Genomic DNA, 17,128 nt, shown 5'->3' on the forward strand with positions numbered 1-17,128 from the left:
TTAACTGTACTACTTTACATTACTTTTGGAGAACCATAGCATAAGTAGGTTAAGTTCATGGTAAGATTTGGGGAAAAAAGGTAGAGCAATGCTCTGCCTTTTTTATTACTGAAAACCAGACATTTAACAAGATAAATCTTTCATTTTTCCGCTTTCCACTAAAAAAAATTTGTTAAAATTACTTTTTTATGTCCCACAATACCAGTAATTTAGTTTCGCCATAGCATAAGTAGGTTAAGTTTATGGTAAGATTTGGGACGAAAAGGGTGGAGACTTCTCCGCCCTTTTCTATTACAAAAAAAGCCGCCTTGTTTACAAAAACAAGGCGGCTTTTAAGCTGATTACTATAGTATTACCTATAAGTATCTTATTTATTTGCTTCATATAAAGCAGAAACTTTATCCCAATTAATTACATTAAAAAATGCATTAACGTAATCTGGTCTTCTATTTTGGTAATTTAGGTAGTATGCGTGTTCCCATACATCTAAACCTAAAATAGGAAAACCACCACAACCAGTTTCTGGCATTAATGGGTTGTCCTGGTTTGGTGTAGAACAAACTTCTACTTTCCCTCCTTTATGTACACAAAGCCAAGCCCAACCAGAACCAAACCTTGTTCCAGCAGCACTACTAAATTTATTTTTAAACTCTTCAAAAGAACCAAATGCAGAAGTTATTGCACTTGCTAATTCTCCTGAAGGCTCTCCTCCTCCATTTGGAGAAAGTATTTCCCAAAATAATGAGTGGTTATAAAAACCTCCTCCATTATTTCTTACAGCTGCATTAGACATATCTAAAGTTGCAAGAATATCATCAATAGATTTTCCTTCTAAAGCAGTACCCTCAATAGCACCATTTAATTTAGTTGTGTAACCGTTATGATGCTTAGTATGGTGTATTTCCATAGTTCTTGCATCAATATGTGGTTCTAACGCATCATAAGCGTAAGGTAGTTTTGGTAGTTCAAAAGCCATAATTTCTATATTATTTTATTAATTAATTTCCTGTATCAAATTTACTGTTTTTAAGTATCACATTCAATTAATTCTTTGTTAAGAACTATACATATTTTTGTACTTTGCATATAAAACACATTGCAAGAAGCTTCTTATAAAATATACAATGCCTCCGCAGGTTCCGGAAAAACCTATGTACTTTCTAAAGAATACATAAAAACTATACTGTCATCAACACATTCTTTTAAACAAATACTTGCTATAACATTTACAAATAAAGCTGTAAATGAAATGAAACAGCGTATTGTTCAAAGTTTATTTGAGTTTAGTAAAACTAAATCTATAAATGAGGCATCGGCCATGTTTTTAGATATTACGAAAGAGCTAAATATAGATGCTACTGCGCTACAAGAAAAGAGTAAAAAAGTCTTAAAAAATATTCTACATAATTACGCCTTTTTTGATATTTCTACCATAGATAAATTTACACACAGACTTATACGTACTTTCGCAAAAGATTTAAAATTGCCTCAAAATTTTGAAGTTGTTTTAGATACTTCTCTATTATTAGATGAAGCTGTGTCTTCTTTAATAAACAAAGCTGGTTCTAATAAAAAGCTTACCAAAGTACTTTTAGATTTTGCAATTGAGAAAATAGATGATGATAAAAGTTGGGATATTGCTATAGATTTAAACAAAATAGGAAAACTACTTTTCAATGAAAATCAAGCAAAACATTTAGAAGCACTTAAATCAAAAAGTTTAGATGATTTTTTAAAACTAAAGAAAGATTTAGTACAAGAAATTTCTAAAATAGAGGCTGATGTTAAAGATGTAGCAAAAAACACCTTGCTTTTAATACAAGAATCGGGATTTGAGTTCAGTGATTTTCCAAGAGCAACCCTTCCTAATCATTTTAAAAAAATTGGAGAAGATATATTTGAACCTAGCAAACTATATAATAATAAGTTAGAACAAAATTTAATGGATAATGAAATAGTAAAAAAAACTATTTCTAAACCTACAGAAGAGCTTTCTAAGCAAATATTAGAGTGCTACATCGCTATAAAAAAACTTTTATACTCCAGAGCTTTTTATAAAAATGCATATAAAAATTTAGTCCCCTTAACTGTACTAAATGCTATACAGCAAGAAGTAAAAAACATACAAAAAGAAAAAGACCAGCTTTCTATATCTGAATTTAATACTATAATTTCTAATGAAATAAAAAACCAACCAGCTCCTTTTATCTATGAAAGGTTAGGAGAAAAATATAAACATTATTTTGTAGATGAATTTCAAGATACTTCTGAGATGCAATGGAATAATTTAACACCATTAATGAGTAATGCTTTAGAAAGTGAAGATTTATCTGGAAAAACAGGTTCCCTATTTTTAGTTGGTGACGCTAAACAAGCAATATATAGATGGCGAGGAGGAAAAGCAGAACAATTTTTAAACCTAGCAAATAATAACACAAATCCTTTTGTTATACCTCCAAACATTAACAGCCTACCTAATAATTATCGTAGTTATGAAGAGATAATACAGTTTAATAATTCTTTTTTTACAACTACTAGTCCTTTTTTAAATAATACCTCCTATAAAGACTTGTTTGTCCAGGGTAATAAGCAAGGTAGTAATACCAAAAAAGGAGGCTTAGTTTCTCTTACCTTTTTAGAGGAAGAAAATAGTGAAGATGAAAATTACTGTAAAAAAGTCCTAGACACAATACATAGCGTAAAAAAAGAAGGCTATAATTATAATGATATTTGTATAATTACCCGAAAGAAAAAACATGGCGTTTTAATTGCTAATTTTTTAATGCAACATAAAATCCCAATAGTATCTTCAGAAAGCCTACTTCTTAAAAATAGTCCAAAAGTTCTTTTCTTAATATCCCTATTAAAATATAGTTTACAGCCAGATGATTTAGAAAACAACTATTTACTACTCCAATTTTTATCTCAGGACAAAAAAAATAAACACAATTATATAGCATCTAATATAAACAGGATGCAAGAACTGTTTAAAAAGAATTTTAATTACAATACTTCGCAAATAGAACAATCTTCTGTTTTTGATACTGTAGAATATGCCATTAAACAGTTTAAATTAGCGAAGAGTTCTGATGCTTACATAAACTATTTTTTAGATGTTGTACTAGAAGTGGAACAACAAAATAGTGCAGATCTGCAAACCTTTTTAAATTATTGGACTAAAAAAGAAGATTCTCTTAGTATTAGTGCCCCCGAAACAATGAACGCTGTACAAATAATGACAGTTCATAAATCTAAAGGTTTAGAGTTCAATATTGTTATTCTCCCTTTTGCAACTACTAATTTTAATGAAGAAATAGACCCCAAGCTTTGGTTACCAAACACACTAAAAACATCTGAGAATTTTAAAGAATTACTAATTAGTAAAAAACAAGAAGTTATTCATTATAATACTACTGCAGAGTATTTATATAATGATGAAGAGCATAAGTTAGAGCTAGACGCCTTTAATGTTCTATATGTAGCACTTACCAGAGCAGTTAAAGCTTTATATATTTATACTAAGAAAGACCTTAATAGAGATGGTAGCTATAAAAAAACATCCTATTCTGGTATGTTTATAGATTATCTAACGCAAAAAAATCTTTGGAACCTTGATACCCTAGAGTATACTTTTGGAACTTTGCCAGATAATAAAGAAAAAGATAGTACAAACACTCTTAATACTATACCTTATATATATACCGAAAAAGACCGGCCAAGTTTTAATATAATTACAACATCTGGCATGCTTTGGGATACTTCTAGGGAAGACGCTATAAATACTGGAAACCTATACCATAATATATTAAGTACTATAGAAACTAAAGAAGATATAAATATTGCAGTTAGTAAAGCTATTACTGTTGGAGAAATAAATAATGAAGATGTAGAAGTAGTTACTAGTAAACTAAAAGAAATTATTAATCACCCAGAATTAAAAGGTTTTTATGAGGGCAATATAACAGTTAGTAATGAAAAAGAAATAGTTACAAAACAAGGAAAACTATTAAGGCCAGATAGGGTAACCATAAATAATAAAGAAGCAACGGTTATAGATTACAAAACTGGAAAGAAAAACCCGCAATATTACCAACAAGTTTATGAATATTGTGACGCTCTTGAAGATATGGGCTTTCAAATAAAAAATAAAATTATTATATACATAAATAATAAAATAGAAATAGAATATATATAACGCTATGGTACTCATGCACATATATTTAGGAATAATATGAGACAAACTACTACAAGAAGAATGTTAAAATTCGACAAAATGCATACTTTTTTCTATTAAATGCATTAAAAAAAATAGGAAATTGATTTTGTTAATAATATTTAACAACTTACATTTGCAGCTAATAAACACTTAAACTTAAAAATTTGAACATGAAACATCTTAGCAAATTATTGGTTGTTGCTCTACTTGTTGTAGGTTTTAACAACATACAAGCGCAAGACGAAAATAACCCATGGCAGGTTACTTTTGGGGTTAATGCAGTTGACGTATACCCTACAGGTGATTTCCCAAACAGTTCTTTTGGAAATGAGCTTTTTAATGCAACTGACCACTGGAACATATTACCTTCTATTTCTTACGTAGGAGTATCTAAAAACGTTGGTGGTGGTTTCTCTGTTGGAGCTAAAGGTTCTTTAAACAAAATTAGCAAATGGGGAGATACTTCAGTTGATGATTTATCTTACTATGGTTTAGATGGTACTATTAAGTACAACTTTTTACAAAACAAATGTATTGACCCATTCGCTGAAATAGGTGGTGGTTATTCTTGGATTGATGAAATAGGTGCTGGTACTGCAAATGGTGGTGTTGGTGTTAACTTTTGGTTCACAGAAAACATAGGTCTTACTGTTCAATCTACATATAAGCATTCTTTTGAAGACTATTTAGTATCTCACTGGCAACATATGGCTGGTATAGCTATTAAATTTGGTGGTACTGATACAGATGGTGATGGTGTTTATGACAAAGATGATGCTTGTCCTGAAGTTGCTGGTTTAGAAGCTTTTAATGGTTGTCCTGATGCTGATGGTGATGGTATAGAAGACAGTAAAGATGCTTGTCCTAATGCTGCTGGTACTAAAGAAATGAATGGTTGTCCTGATGCTGACGGTGACGGTGTTGCTGATAAAGATGATGCTTGTCCTGAAGTTGCTGGTTTAGCTGGTTTAGCTGGTTGTCCTGATGCTGACGGTGATGGTGTTGCTGATAAAGATGACGAATGTCCTCAAGAAGCAGGTCCTGCTGAAAATAAAGGTTGTCCTTGGGCTGATAAAGATGGTGATAGTGTTTTAGATAAAGACGATGCTTGTCCTGAAGTTGCTGGTACTGTTGCTAACAATGGTTGTCCTGAAGTAACTGAAGAAGTTCAGAAGCAATTAAATGAATATGCAAGAACTATCTTATTTGATACTGGTAAATCTTCTATCAAAGCAGAATCTACTGCTGTTATGGTTGATATTATCACAATCTTAGCTGAGTATCCAACTGCTAAATTTACAGTAGAAGGTCATACAGACAGCGTTGGTAGTGCTAAATTAAACCAAAAATTATCTGATTCTAGAGCTAATTCAGTTCGTGATTTCTTAATTGATAAAGGAATTGGTTCTGATAGATTAACTGCTATTGGATATGGAGAAGATAAGCCTATAGCTACTAATAATACTAGAGCTGGTAGAAAATCTAACAGAAGAGTTGAAATTAACTTAATTAAATAAGAAGATTTAACACTCTTATTATAATATAAAGCTCCGCAATTGCGGAGCTTTTTTTATATTTAAAAATGAATGGATTTTTAGAAGAAGTACTAGATAAAATACTTTCACAAAATAGTAGTCTTAGTAATCATATATTTATTTTACCTAGTAAAAGAGCTGGTACATTTTTAAAAAATTCCATTGCAAAAAAAGCAACAAAAACAGAATTTGCACCAGAAATATGGAGTATAGAAACATTTATAGAAAAAATTTCTGGTCTCTCCTATGCATCTAACCTAGAGCAACTTTTTGCCCTTTATAACACCTATTTAAAGAGTAAGCCCAAAGAAATAGAAACATTTTATTCATTTTCTAAATGGGGGCAAACACTTCTGCAAGATTTTAATGAGATAGACCGCTATTTAATAGACACAAAAAAGCTATTCTCTAACTTATCTGCAATACAAGAAATATCGCATTGGTCACCAGAAGCACCAAAAACCCAATTAATGGAGGACTACCTTCTTTTTTGGAACAATTTAGATGTTATTTACAAAAACTTTAATGTATCCTTACTAAATAAAAATAAAGGTCACCAAGGCTTAGTGTATAGAACAGCTTGCCGTAAATTAAAACCCTATTTAAAAGAAAATAAAAGCAAAACATTTATTTTTCTTGGTTTTAATGCCCTAAACGAATCCGAAAGTATCATAATACAACAAATTCTAGAACAACATAGTTCGGACATTTTTTGGGATATAGATAATAGTTTCCTCAAAGACCCTGTACATGATGCTGGTCTTTTTCTTAGGGGTCATAAAAAAAATTGGAACCATTTTAACTCTAATCAGTTTAAGGGTGTTAGTAATTACTATTCAGAACCCAAAAAAATTGAAATAATAGGTACGCCAAAAAATATTTCGCAAGCAAAATATGTTGGTAATCTTCTAAAAAAAATAACGAAAACCTCTAATAACACTATTAAAAATACAGCTGTTATTCTAGCAGATGAGAGCTTACTAAACCCAATACTAAACTCTATTCCAGAAGAAATTAACTCGGTAAATATTACTATGGGTTACAATTTAGAAAAAACACCCCTAGCTAGCTTCTTTAAGTTATTTTTTGAGTTATATATTAAACGCAATACTAAGGGTTGGTTTTATTCTAATTTATTAGATTTTTTGTCTCACCCAACCACTACATCATTTCTTAACAATAAAGAAGAAAACAATAGTAACCTAATAAGTAATGCCATAAAAAATAAAAACTGGTCTTACATAACACCTGAAAAAATTATAAGTGTTGCAAAAGATAAAGATTGTATCCCAACCGTATTTCAAGAATTAAACTTTACTCCTTTAAGTTTTACTAAAAGGTGTTTATTAATAATATCTAAATTAAAAGATATATACACAGAGCAGTCTAATTCTTTAGCATTAGAGTATTTATATCGTTTTAATAGCCTATTCAATCAACTTAATACGCTATTAGCAGAACATAATTATATGAACGATTTAAAATCCCTCTTAAGCCTTTACAATGAACTTTTATCCTCTGAAACTTTAGATTTTAGAGGGGATCCAATAGAAGGGCTTCAAATTATGGGAATGTTAGAAAGCAGAAACTTAGATTTTGAAACGGTAATCATAACTTCTGTAAATGAAGGTATTTTACCCTCAGGAAAATCTAACAATTCTTTTATCCCTTTTGATTTAAAAATTGCACATGGCTTACCAACCTATAAAGAAAAAGATGCCGTATACACCTATCACTTTTACAGAATATTACAGCGAGCAAAAAATGTATATCTAATCTATAATACAGAGCCAGATGTATTGGAAGGCGGTGAAAAAAGTAGGCTAATAACACAGCTTTTAACCGATGAAAATAAAATTGGGGATATTACGGAAAAAATTGCAACACCAAATGTTGTTCCTTCCCTAAAAGAGGATGAAATAATAGAAAAGGATGTAGACTTAATGTTGCTAATTAAAAATCATGCAAGTAATGGTTTTTCTCCTACTTCATTAAGTAATTACATTAGAAACCCTATAGATTTTTACAAAAGAAACCTTTTAAAAATAGATGATTTATTAGCAGTAGAAGAAACTGTTGCTGCAAATACTTTTGGTACTATAGTGCATGATACTTTAGAGGATTTATATACGCCTTTTGTTGGAAAAACCTTAGAGGTATCTTTACTAAATGAAGCTAAAAAAAATATAGAAGCCCTTGTAAAAAAACATTTTGCAAAGACTTATGCAGAAGGAGATATAAATTACGGAAAAAACTTAATTGCTTATAATGTTATTCTACGGTATATAGAACGATTTATAAATCTAGAAATTAAGCAAGTAAAGCAAAACACTATAAAAATAATTGCCCTAGAACAAAATCTTAAAGTTTCTCTTAATTTTCCAGAACTAGACTATCCAATAGTTTTAAAAGGAAAATTAGACCGTATTGATGAGGAAAATGGAATTTTAAGAATAATTGACTATAAAACTGGTAGGGTAGAACCTAAAAACGTTAAGATAAATAACTGGGAAGACTGTATTACAGATTACTCCTATAGTAAAGCATTTCAGCTACTTTGCTATAGTGTTATGTTTAATGCTCAAAATCCTATTTCTGAAATACAAGCAGGTATTATAACTTTTAAAAATCTTAACGCTGGAATCTTAAAATTTAACACTCCAAAAGAGCCAAAAAAAAGCGCACTAGATTCTCTAATAAATAAAGAAACGCTTGATCTATTTTTAGTAGAGCTCAAGCGTCTTATTTTAGAAATTTGTAATCCAAATATTCCTTTCAAAGAAAAGGAAGTCTAAGATAATTTTTTATCTGGTCTAGTAGGTCTCACCTCTATTTTACTCGGTAAGGTTCTAGGGTGCATTTTTAATAAATCTAATACCAATTCTCCTATATCTTCGGGCTGTATTTTCCATGCATCTTTATCGGATGGAGAATTCCCTGCAAACTCTGTAGAAACAGAACCTGGCATTATTGTAGAAACTTTAACGTCATATTGTCTTAAGTCTAACATAGCTGCTTGGGTAAACCCTACAACTCCATACTTAGTTGCATTATAACCTGCACCATTTGCAAAAAAATTTGTTCCTGCCAAACTAGCCAAAGTAATATAATATCCTTTAGATTTTTTTAAAGCCTCTACAGATGCTTTTAAAGTATGAAAAACGCCATTTAAGTTTGTATTTATCATAGCGTTCCAATTATCACTAGACATTTGGTCTATTGGTGCAAAATGCCCTACTCCTGCATTAGCTAGTACAACATCTACTTTTCCCCATTTTTCTATAATAGTAGAAATAGCAATTTGCTCATCTTCTATTTTAGTAACGTCCGAAGCTAAGGCTAATACATTCTCATTAATTTCTAAATATTCTGCTGCTTTTTTAACCGTTTTTAATGTTCTACCACTAATGGCAACCTTCATTCCCGCATCTACTAGTTTTTTTGCTATTCCAAAACCAATTCCTTTAGACCCCCCTGTTATATATGCTACTTTTCCTTTTAAATTTTCCATTTATTCTTTTTTATGACTTTATAACTTCAAAAGTATTAAATACTTATTCTTATATACCGTAAGAATGTGTTAAGAATTATATAGTTTATCAAAAAAAGCTCCAGTTAATATTAATTGGAGCTTTGAATACTTTACTAATTAAAAACTAAAGAGTACCTCGCAACTCTTGTTCTCTTTCTAAAGCTTCAAATAAAGCTTTAAAATTACCTTTACCAAAGGATGTAGCTCCTTTACGTTGTATTATTTCAAAGAACATAGTAGGCCTTGCTTGTACTGTTTTAGTAAATATTTGCAATAAATACCCTTCATCATCACGGTCTACTAAAATTCCTAATGGTCTTAGAGCTTCAATATCCTCATCAATTTTACCAACTCTTTCGGTTAAAACATCATAATAAGAATCTGGCACTCTTAAAAATTCTACGCCTCTATCTCTTAATTCTGTAACAGTTTTTACTATATCATTTGTTGCAACAGCAATATGTTGTACACCCTCTCCTTCATAAAATTCTAGATACTCATCTACTTGCGATTTTTTTAATCCTGGTGCTGGTTCATTAATAGGAAACTTAATTCTCCCGTTACCAGAGCTCATTACTTTACTCATTAAAGCGGTAAATTCTGTAGAAATATCTTTATCATCAAAAGACATTATTTGTGTAAAGCCCATAACCTCTTCATAGAACTTTACCCAATGGTTCATTTGCCCTAAAGCCACATTACCAACCATATGATCTACATATTTAAGACCAACTGGCTCTGGATTGTAATTAGCGGTTTCCCAAACAACAAAACCCGGCAAAAACGCGCCGTTATAATTTTTACGCTCTACAAATATATGCACAACCTCTCCATAAGAATAAATCCCTGAACGTACTACTTCTCCATGTTCATCTTTCTCTGTAACAGGTTTCATATAATGTGTTGCACCTCTCTTTATGGCTTCATTATACGCATAAGTAGCATCATCTACCCATAGAGCTGTAACTTTTACACCATCTCCATGGGTATCTATATGTTTGCCAACTTCTGTTCCACTTTTTAAAGGAGAAGTTAAAACCAATCTAATTTTATCTTGTACAACTACATAAGACTCTAACTCTTTACTTCCAGTTTCTAACCCTTTATATGCAAGAGACTTAAATCCGAATGCTGATTTATAATAATGTGCTGCTTGCTTGGCATTACTAACATAAAATTCTAAATAATCAGTTCCGTTTATAGGCATAAAATCTTTAGCCCCTTCTATTGTTTGCGACATTACAATTTATTTTTAATTATTTAATAAATGAAAAAGCAACTAGTATTGCTTTAGATACATTTTCTTCTTTTAAAAAGTCTTTTACTTTAGAGTGCAAAGCAGGAATATCTTTATTGTTTATCATAGTTTGCACTTCTTTGTTATCTTCTAAAAATGTAGAAATTTCTTTTTGCGTTGGTAGCTTTTCCGAATTACCTAATCTTCCTAAATTATTACCAGTAAGTATTTTGCTTTCTAAAATATGTTTAGGTAATTTATCAACCCCAATCCCTTTTGTAAATATTGGTTTTGGAATCTCAAATAACGCATCTTTACTTGCTCTGCAATACCAACTTTCTCCCATTCTTGCAACTAAATCTAGTTTTGTAGTATCTAATTTTCCATCTTTATTTGTATAGGTATCATCTACATGAACCATAACAACTTTTGCTATTATTAAATTTCCAGCTCCTCCTTCTTCTCCTAAAGGCATTACGTTTTCTACAATACACTCAAAAGAAACAGGAGATTCTTTAACTCTTGGCGGTTTTACTTTAACAGAAGGCACCTGTGTTAAACCAGATTTACTAAACTCATTAACCCCTTTATCATACTCTGTACTAGAAAGAGACATTTGCTCTACAATAGGAAAGTTTACAATATTTATAGTTACTTCTTTGGTAGCAATTGCATTTTCTAAGGTATGTTTTGTAGTATTATCTCTTACTCTTCTTGCAGGAGAAAATATTAATATTGGAGGGTTAGCGCTAAATACATTAAAAAAACTAAACGGACTTAGATTTACATTCCCATTAGTATCTACAGTACTTGCAAATGCAATAGGTCTTGGTGCTACTGCAGACAATAACAACCCATGTAGTTTTGCTGTTTCTACTTCTTTTGGATTAATACTTATTGCTCCCATATTATTGTTTTGCAGGTAATAATTTAGTTTTAACTTCTCCAAATCCTACTTTTTTACCATCCTTCTGGCAAAATCCTCTCATAATGACGGTATCGTTATCCGCTATAAAAGTTCTTTGGGTACCATCTTTAAGTTGTATTGGGTTTTTACCTGCCCATGAAAGTTCTAACATAGAGCCGTAACTGTCTTTAGATTTTCCGCTAATAGTACCAGAGCCCATCATATCCCCTACATTTATATTACAACCATTCATGGTATGGTGTGCTAATTGCTGCGCCATATTCCAATACATATATTTAAAATTAGAGTTACTAACTACAGTTTCTTCTCCATTTTCTGGTTTAATAGCTACTTGTAACCAAATATCATAATTACGTTCTCCTTTATATTCTAAGTATGGTAATACTTTTGGAGTTTGTTCTGGACCAGCAACTTTAAAAGGTTCTAAGGCATCCATAGTTACAATCCATGGAGAAATAGAAGAAGCAAAATTCTTTGCTAAAAATGGCCCTAAAGGAACATACTCCCATTTTTGAATGTCTCTTGCAGACCAGTCATTAAATAATACTTTTCCAAAAATATACTCCTCCGCATTTTCTACTTTAACCGTATCTCCAAGGCTTGTCTTTTTTCCAATGATGAATGCCATTTCTAATTCAAAATCTACTCTTTTAGATGGTCCATAGGTTGGTTCCTTAGCATCTGGAGCAATAGTTTGCCCCATAGGTCTATGCACATCTACACCACTAACAATAATAGAAGATGCTCTACCATGATACCCAACAGGAATATGTTTCCAGTTTGGCAACAAAGCGTTATTGGGGTCTCTAAACATAGTACCTACATTTGTGGCATGCTCAATACTAGAGTAAAAATCGGTATAGTCCCCAACAAATACAGGCAAATGCATTTGTACCTCTTTTTGATTTACAAAAACACTAGAATCTGTTTTTAAAACACTATCCACATTTGTTAGTTCTTCTTGAATTATAGTTCTTACTGTAGAAGTAATTTCTTTACCTAAAGCAATAAAATCATTCAATGTTTCACTTTTAAAAACATATGGGTTAAAATCTAAAGAATTAAAAACTCCTAATTCTGACGCTACAACCAAATCTAATATTTGGTCTCCAATAGCAACCCCAGCTCTTAATGTATTGCTTTTAGTTGAAAAAATTCCAAAAGGAATATTATGTATAGAAAAGTCCGAATTTTCAGAAATAGAAATCCAACAATCAGTATTTTTCATAATTGTAGTTGCTTAATATTATTGTTATTCTAACCAAGATTGATAATATGTTCCATCATCAATATCTAAGGCCATTTGTGTTAATTTTAAAGGCTTAAAAGTATCTATCATTACTGCTAATTCTCCTGTTTCTTTTTTTCCAATACTTTTTTCATAAGTGCCTGGGTGTGGTCCATGAGGTATTCCTGCAGGGTGCAAAGATATATGCCCTTGTTCTACGTAATTTCTGCTCATAAAATCTCCATCAACATAGTACAAAACCTCATCGGAATCTATGTTAGAATGGTTGTATGGTGCTGGAATTGCATCTGGATGATAATCATACAAACGAGGGCAAAAAGAACAAATTACAAAGGCATTTGTTTCAAAAGTTTGATGTACTGGTGGTGGTTGATGCACTCTACCTGTTATAGGTTCAAAATTATGTATAGAAAAAGCATAGGGAAAATTATAACCATCCCAACCAACAACATCAAAAGGGTGCGATGCATATACTAAATGGTGTAACTGCCCTTGTTTTTTTACTTTCATTATAAAGTCTCCTACCTCATCATATGCTTTTAAATTTTCTGGTAATTTAAAATCGCGTTCACAAAAAGGAGAATGCTCCAAGTGTTGCCCAAACCAATTTCTATATCTTTTAGGGGTGTAAATTGGAGAATAAGATTCTGCAATTAGTAATCTGTTATTCTCCGTTTCAAAAGTTATTTGGTATATCATTCCACGAGGAATAATAATATAATCTCCATATTCAAAAGAGATATCTCCCAACATGGTTTTTAAAACCCCTTTTCCCTTATGAATAAATAACATTTCATCTGCATCCGTATTTTTATAAAAATACGTTGTCATAGATTTTTTTGGAGCAGCTAAACTTACATGCACATCATTATTAAATAAAACTACTTTTCTACTCTCTAAAAAATCATCTTCTGGCTTTACACTAAAACCCTTTAACAGTCTAGATTTTATATTATGTTCCTCGGCAGCTATAGGCCTTAAGTCAATACTTTCCTTGACCTCTTTTACCATAGTGGGTCTATGTAAATGATACATTAAAGAGGACATTCCGTCAAAACCAATTGTTCCAAACAATTGCTCGTAATGCAGGGTTCCATCTTGCTTCTTAAAAACTGTATGTCGCTTAGATGGAATCTTCCCTAAAGTATGATATAGCGGCATAATTTTATATTTACATGAACAATTGTTCATGTAAATATATTAATTATTCTTTCACAAGCAAACTTTTTCCTTAGTTTTGAGGTCTTTAAGCATAAAAAAGCTTTTAAATGAGTAAAATGACAAAGAGAGAACGTTTTTTAGAAACCTCTTTAAAATTGATTAATGAAAAGGGATTTAAGGCAACTACCATGAGAGATATAGCTCATAGTTTAAACTGCGAAGTTGCTAATGTCTATAATTACATAGATTCTAAACAATCTCTTTTAGAAACTTACTTGTTTGGTATATCTAATGAGTTCCATGCAGCTATAGACACAATAATAGACTCCAACGCTAGCTCCGAGGAAAAAATAAGACTCATTATTAGAATACATATAGACTTAATGGTAAAAAAACCTTATGAATTAGCGCTATTAGTAAATGAGTGGCGAAATTTAAAAGAACCTAAATTAGGTACTTTTCTTGCAGAAAGGGTTGTTTATGAAAACAAAGTAAAATCTGTATTAAAAGAAGGTATGGAGGCTAAAGATTTTAAACCAATGAATATAGAAATTGCAACGTATACTTTTTTATCTACCTTAAGGTGGTTGCATGATAAGTATACGGACTTACCTATAAAAATTAACCCAAAAGAAATAGAAGAACAAATATCTGAATTTGTGTTTTCTGGTATTTCTAAAAAGTAACCTCTTTATTAGGGTAATTGTGGAGAATGACAGAAGTAATCTAAAAGGAGTACTGACTTAAAAACACATATTATTTACTTTCAATATTGAGCCAATATCTCGTACTTTTAAGCTCTCCTGTTTTAATTAGCATCCTTTTATCAACCATATCTTTTAAATCTCGGGTTGCTGTAGAAGCCGATGTTTTGACAATCTTGGTATAGTTTTCAGCACTTAATCCGCCTTCAAATCCTTGATGCCCTGCATCGAAAAGTCGCTTAACAACCTTATGTTGGCGTTCATTCATTAATGAAACAAAACTGTCAAAAAATTTAGCTTTTTCTATGATAAAATCAATCGTTTTTAAGGTGTCTTTCTGGGCTTCTATAATGGTTTGTCCAAAATAGACCAACCAATCCGTAATCTCACAAGTTTTATTATGAATTTCCAATGAAGAATAATAATTTTTTTTCTTAGCCTCAATTACTTTTGACAATGAAATCAAAGCAGGTTGCCCTAAACTTAACCCCAAGGATTTTTCAGCGATAGCACGACCAATACGACCATTACCATCTTCAAATGGATGAATACTTACAAAATATAAATGGGCAATACCAGCACGCACTAAGGGTAAGGTTAATTCTTCTTTATGAACACGATTAAACCAAGTAATAAATTGCTCCATTTCTTGGGGCATAGCCTTCGATGGAGGGGCTTCAAAATGTATTTTGGGTCTATCAATTCTACCCGAGACAACTTGCATTGGTTCCATATGGGTTCTGTATCCTCCAATATCTGTTAAATCACGTCTACCATTAGTAATCATTTCATGCCATTGAAATAATTGTTCATGGGTCAATGGTTTATTAAAATTGCGGTATAAATCGACCATCATTTCTGAAATGCCATATTCAGCTGGAGGAACTTTTCTTTTATCAACTTCCAAGCCCAAATTGTTTTTAATCGAAGATTGGATACTATCCCTGTTTAAATATTCTCCTTCAATTTCAGAAGTTTTAAGAGCTTCATTGGAAAGAACCTCAACAAGAAACTGGTCTTTTTCTTGTGATTGAACATGTTTGAGTGCGCCCAATACCATGCCATTATTTTGAGAAAACTCATGTTCTAAAGAAGAAAGAGCAGTCGCATCATAGGAAAAATGCGCCCATTCTTTTAACTGCCAGTTCCATATTTTATGTGTCATGAGCTATAAATCTTTCTTTTATAGCTCAAATATAAGCATATTATGAGCTATAAGTATGTACTTTTCGGCTCAAAGGGTTTTTTGAACGTATTGCTCAATTAAATCCAAAATAGAATCTCGGTCATAGAGGATTATTTTTCTACTTGGTTGTGTATAACCAATATCACCATTGTTACGCATCCGTTGTAAGGTAGACTTTGAAACACCATTAAGCATAACAACCGCATCTTTTTCTCCTATTCATTTTCTAGGAGCATTATTACGTTTACTCTCTAGGTATTCCACAGATTTATCTAAGAGGATGTAGAAAGCTTCTTCTTCTAAACAAATGACCCGTATATACTTTTTATTTAATACTAAAGGTCGGAAAATTTTGTGATTTTTGAAACACTCAGAAAAAGTGCAAATAAAAAAGCTTCACAAGTTAAAAACTCTGTGAAGCTCTGTATTTATTAGTGGAGAATACCGGAGTCGAACCGGTGACCTCTTGCCTGCCAGGCAAGCGCTCTAGCCAGCTGAGCTAATCCCCCAAAGTGTAGTGATTTTCTAATTCTTATTTGCACTAAGTACTAACACAGGAATTGGTGCAAAAAACTCAGATTTAGGTATGGTATTCTTTTCCCATAGTTTTTTAAAGAAACCTCTTTTTCTTCTAAATACACAAAGTAATTCTGGGCTAAAAGATTGTAAATGTTGCGTTACGCCCAAGTAAGTCGTGGCATTTTCTGTTAGTGTTAGGTTAGCACTAATATCCATTAAAGCAGTATTTACATTTAAATCGCTATCTACATAACCTGGAGTTTTTACTAAAAGTAAATTTACATTAGCATTATACTTTTTACGAATAGTTACTAATGAATTAAGAATACGGTTTCTTTTAATTATTCCTGATTTAAAAGCAACTAAAATATTTTTAAATGCAACATAACTGCTCCCTTTTGGTACTAAAAGGGCAGGTATATCTGTTCTTTTTATGATTTTACCAGAAGTATTTCCTAAATATAACTCTTCCTCTATAGCATTACTACGTGGAGCCAAAATTATTAAGTCTATTCCTAACTCTTTATCTAAATCTTTAATACCATCAACTATTCCTCCATTATACGTTGCTATTTTTATATCTACACTTTTAGCATTAATCTTAGCAATAATTTCTTTTAAACGCTCTCTACTATTTTCTGCTACTTTTTCAGAAATATTAGCCAAATTCCCAGCTTTTGCAGACACATTAAAAACATCCATCACAAAAATATTGGATGAAAATTCATTTGCAAAATCTACAGCATACTGTAATGTTTCATGAGAGGTGCTAGAAGTGCCAATAGGAACAAGTATATTTTTCATTTGTTAAGAAGGATTGTTTATTAATATTCTAAATTTACAATTAAAATAAAATCTATT

General features: G+C 31.4%; 13 protein-coding genes and 1 tRNA gene. 4 read left to right on the forward strand and 10 right to left on the reverse strand.

From position 1 onward, the window contains the following. Positions 1 to 367: 367 nt before the first annotated feature. Entirely contained in the window at positions 368 to 976 is a 609-nt protein-coding gene (locus Q0945_RS14935; protein WP_299436059.1) for a superoxide dismutase, read from the reverse strand. A 120-nt stretch (positions 977 to 1,096) separates the two neighbouring features. Between Q0945_RS14935 and Q0945_RS14940 the strand changes: the two genes are divergently transcribed. From Q0945_RS14940 to Q0945_RS14950, 3 genes are all read left to right on the forward strand, one after another. Next, entirely contained in the window at positions 1,097 to 4,195 is a 3,099-nt protein-coding gene (locus Q0945_RS14940; protein WP_299436062.1) for a UvrD-helicase domain-containing protein, read from the forward strand. Between the two features lie 191 nt (positions 4,196 to 4,386). Further along, positions 4,387 to 5,733 (forward strand): OmpA family protein, encoded by a 1,347-nt coding sequence (locus Q0945_RS14945; RefSeq protein WP_299436065.1) that lies wholly within the window; start codon positions 4,387 to 4,389, stop codon positions 5,731 to 5,733. 65 nt (positions 5,734 to 5,798) lie between these two features. Further along, entirely contained in the window at positions 5,799 to 8,546 is a 2,748-nt protein-coding gene (locus Q0945_RS14950; protein WP_299436068.1) for a PD-(D/E)XK nuclease family protein, read from the forward strand. Here the strand turns inward: Q0945_RS14950 and Q0945_RS14955 are convergent. The 5 genes from Q0945_RS14955 to Q0945_RS14975 form a co-directional block, all read right to left on the reverse strand. Next, positions 8,543 to 9,262, reverse strand: a complete 720-nt coding sequence (locus Q0945_RS14955) for an SDR family oxidoreductase (protein ID WP_299436071.1) — start codon at positions 9,260 to 9,262, stop codon at positions 8,543 to 8,545. The genes Q0945_RS14950 and Q0945_RS14955 overlap by 4 nt on opposite strands. A gap of 145 nt (positions 9,263 to 9,407) precedes the next feature. Beyond that, on the reverse strand, positions 9,408 to 10,523 hold the full coding sequence (gene hppD / locus Q0945_RS14960; RefSeq protein WP_299436073.1) for a 4-hydroxyphenylpyruvate dioxygenase: 1,116 nt from the start codon (positions 10,521 to 10,523) through the stop codon (positions 9,408 to 9,410). Positions 10,524 to 10,539: 16 nt separating this feature from the next. Beyond that, positions 10,540 to 11,427, reverse strand: a complete 888-nt coding sequence (locus tag Q0945_RS14965) for a flavin reductase family protein (RefSeq protein ID WP_299436076.1) — start codon at positions 11,425 to 11,427, stop codon at positions 10,540 to 10,542. Position 11,428: 1 nt separating this feature from the next. Then, entirely contained in the window at positions 11,429 to 12,676 is a 1,248-nt protein-coding gene (fahA, locus tag Q0945_RS14970; protein WP_299436079.1) for a fumarylacetoacetase, read from the reverse strand. A gap of 24 nt (positions 12,677 to 12,700) precedes the next feature. Further along, complete coding sequence (locus tag Q0945_RS14975; RefSeq protein WP_299436082.1) at positions 12,701 to 13,858, reverse strand: homogentisate 1,2-dioxygenase; 1,158 nt, start codon at positions 13,856 to 13,858, stop codon at positions 12,701 to 12,703. Positions 13,859 to 13,974: 116 nt separating this feature from the next. On the opposite strand from Q0945_RS14975, the gene Q0945_RS14980 reads away from it, so the two are divergent. Then, complete coding sequence (locus Q0945_RS14980; protein ID WP_299436085.1) at positions 13,975 to 14,544, forward strand: TetR family transcriptional regulator; 570 nt, start codon at positions 13,975 to 13,977, stop codon at positions 14,542 to 14,544. Positions 14,545 to 14,614: 70 nt separating this feature from the next. Here the strand turns inward: Q0945_RS14980 and Q0945_RS14985 are convergent, their stop codons facing one another. From Q0945_RS14985 to Q0945_RS14995, 4 genes are all read right to left on the reverse strand, one after another. Further along, positions 14,615 to 15,727, reverse strand: a complete 1,113-nt coding sequence (locus Q0945_RS14985) for a Fic family protein (protein WP_299436088.1) — start codon at positions 15,725 to 15,727, stop codon at positions 14,615 to 14,617. Between the two features lie 69 nt (positions 15,728 to 15,796). Continuing rightward, positions 15,797 to 15,943, reverse strand: a complete 147-nt coding sequence (locus Q0945_RS16165) for a helix-turn-helix domain-containing protein (protein ID WP_366136563.1) — start codon at positions 15,941 to 15,943, stop codon at positions 15,797 to 15,799. 240 nt (positions 15,944 to 16,183) lie between these two features. Next, a tRNA-Ala gene (locus tag Q0945_RS14990) sits at positions 16,184 to 16,257 on the reverse strand. A 16-nt stretch (positions 16,258 to 16,273) separates the two neighbouring features. Beyond that, on the reverse strand, positions 16,274 to 17,071 hold the full coding sequence (locus tag Q0945_RS14995; protein ID WP_299436091.1) for a universal stress protein: 798 nt from the start codon (positions 17,069 to 17,071) through the stop codon (positions 16,274 to 16,276). Between the last annotated feature and the right edge of the window lie 57 nt (positions 17,072 to 17,128).

Source organism: uncultured Maribacter sp. (genome assembly GCF_947500405.1).
Taxonomy (GTDB): Bacteria; Bacteroidota; Bacteroidia; order Flavobacteriales; family Flavobacteriaceae; genus Maribacter_B.

Excerpts from the sequence above, each read along its gene's own strand:
- Q0945_RS14935 (WP_299436059.1), bottom strand. The coding sequence starts at position 976 with ATGGCTTTTGAACTACCAAAACTACCTTACGCTTATGATGCGTTAGAA.
- Q0945_RS14945 (WP_299436065.1), top strand. The coding sequence starts at position 4,387 with ATGAAACATCTTAGCAAATTATTGGTTGTTGCTCTACTTGTTGTAGGT.
- Q0945_RS14950 (WP_299436068.1), top strand. The coding sequence starts at position 5,799 with ATGAATGGATTTTTAGAAGAAGTACTAGATAAAATACTTTCACAAAAT.
- Q0945_RS14955 (WP_299436071.1), bottom strand. The coding sequence starts at position 9,262 with ATGGAAAATTTAAAAGGAAAAGTAGCATATATAACAGGGGGGTCTAAA.
- hppD (WP_299436073.1), bottom strand. The coding sequence starts at position 10,523 with ATGTCGCAAACAATAGAAGGGGCTAAAGATTTTATGCCTATAAACGGA.
- Q0945_RS14965 (WP_299436076.1), bottom strand. The coding sequence starts at position 11,427 with ATGGGAGCAATAAGTATTAATCCAAAAGAAGTAGAAACAGCAAAACTA.
- fahA (WP_299436079.1), bottom strand. The coding sequence starts at position 12,676 with ATGAAAAATACTGATTGTTGGATTTCTATTTCTGAAAATTCGGACTTT.
- Q0945_RS14975 (WP_299436082.1), bottom strand. The coding sequence starts at position 13,858 with ATGCCGCTATATCATACTTTAGGGAAGATTCCATCTAAGCGACATACA.
- Q0945_RS14980 (WP_299436085.1), top strand. The coding sequence starts at position 13,975 with ATGACAAAGAGAGAACGTTTTTTAGAAACCTCTTTAAAATTGATTAAT.
- Q0945_RS14985 (WP_299436088.1), bottom strand. The coding sequence starts at position 15,727 with ATGACACATAAAATATGGAACTGGCAGTTAAAAGAATGGGCGCATTTT.
- Q0945_RS16165 (WP_366136563.1), bottom strand. The coding sequence starts at position 15,943 with ATGCTTAATGGTGTTTCAAAGTCTACCTTACAACGGATGCGTAACAAT.
- Q0945_RS14995 (WP_299436091.1), bottom strand. The coding sequence starts at position 17,071 with ATGAAAAATATACTTGTTCCTATTGGCACTTCTAGCACCTCTCATGAA.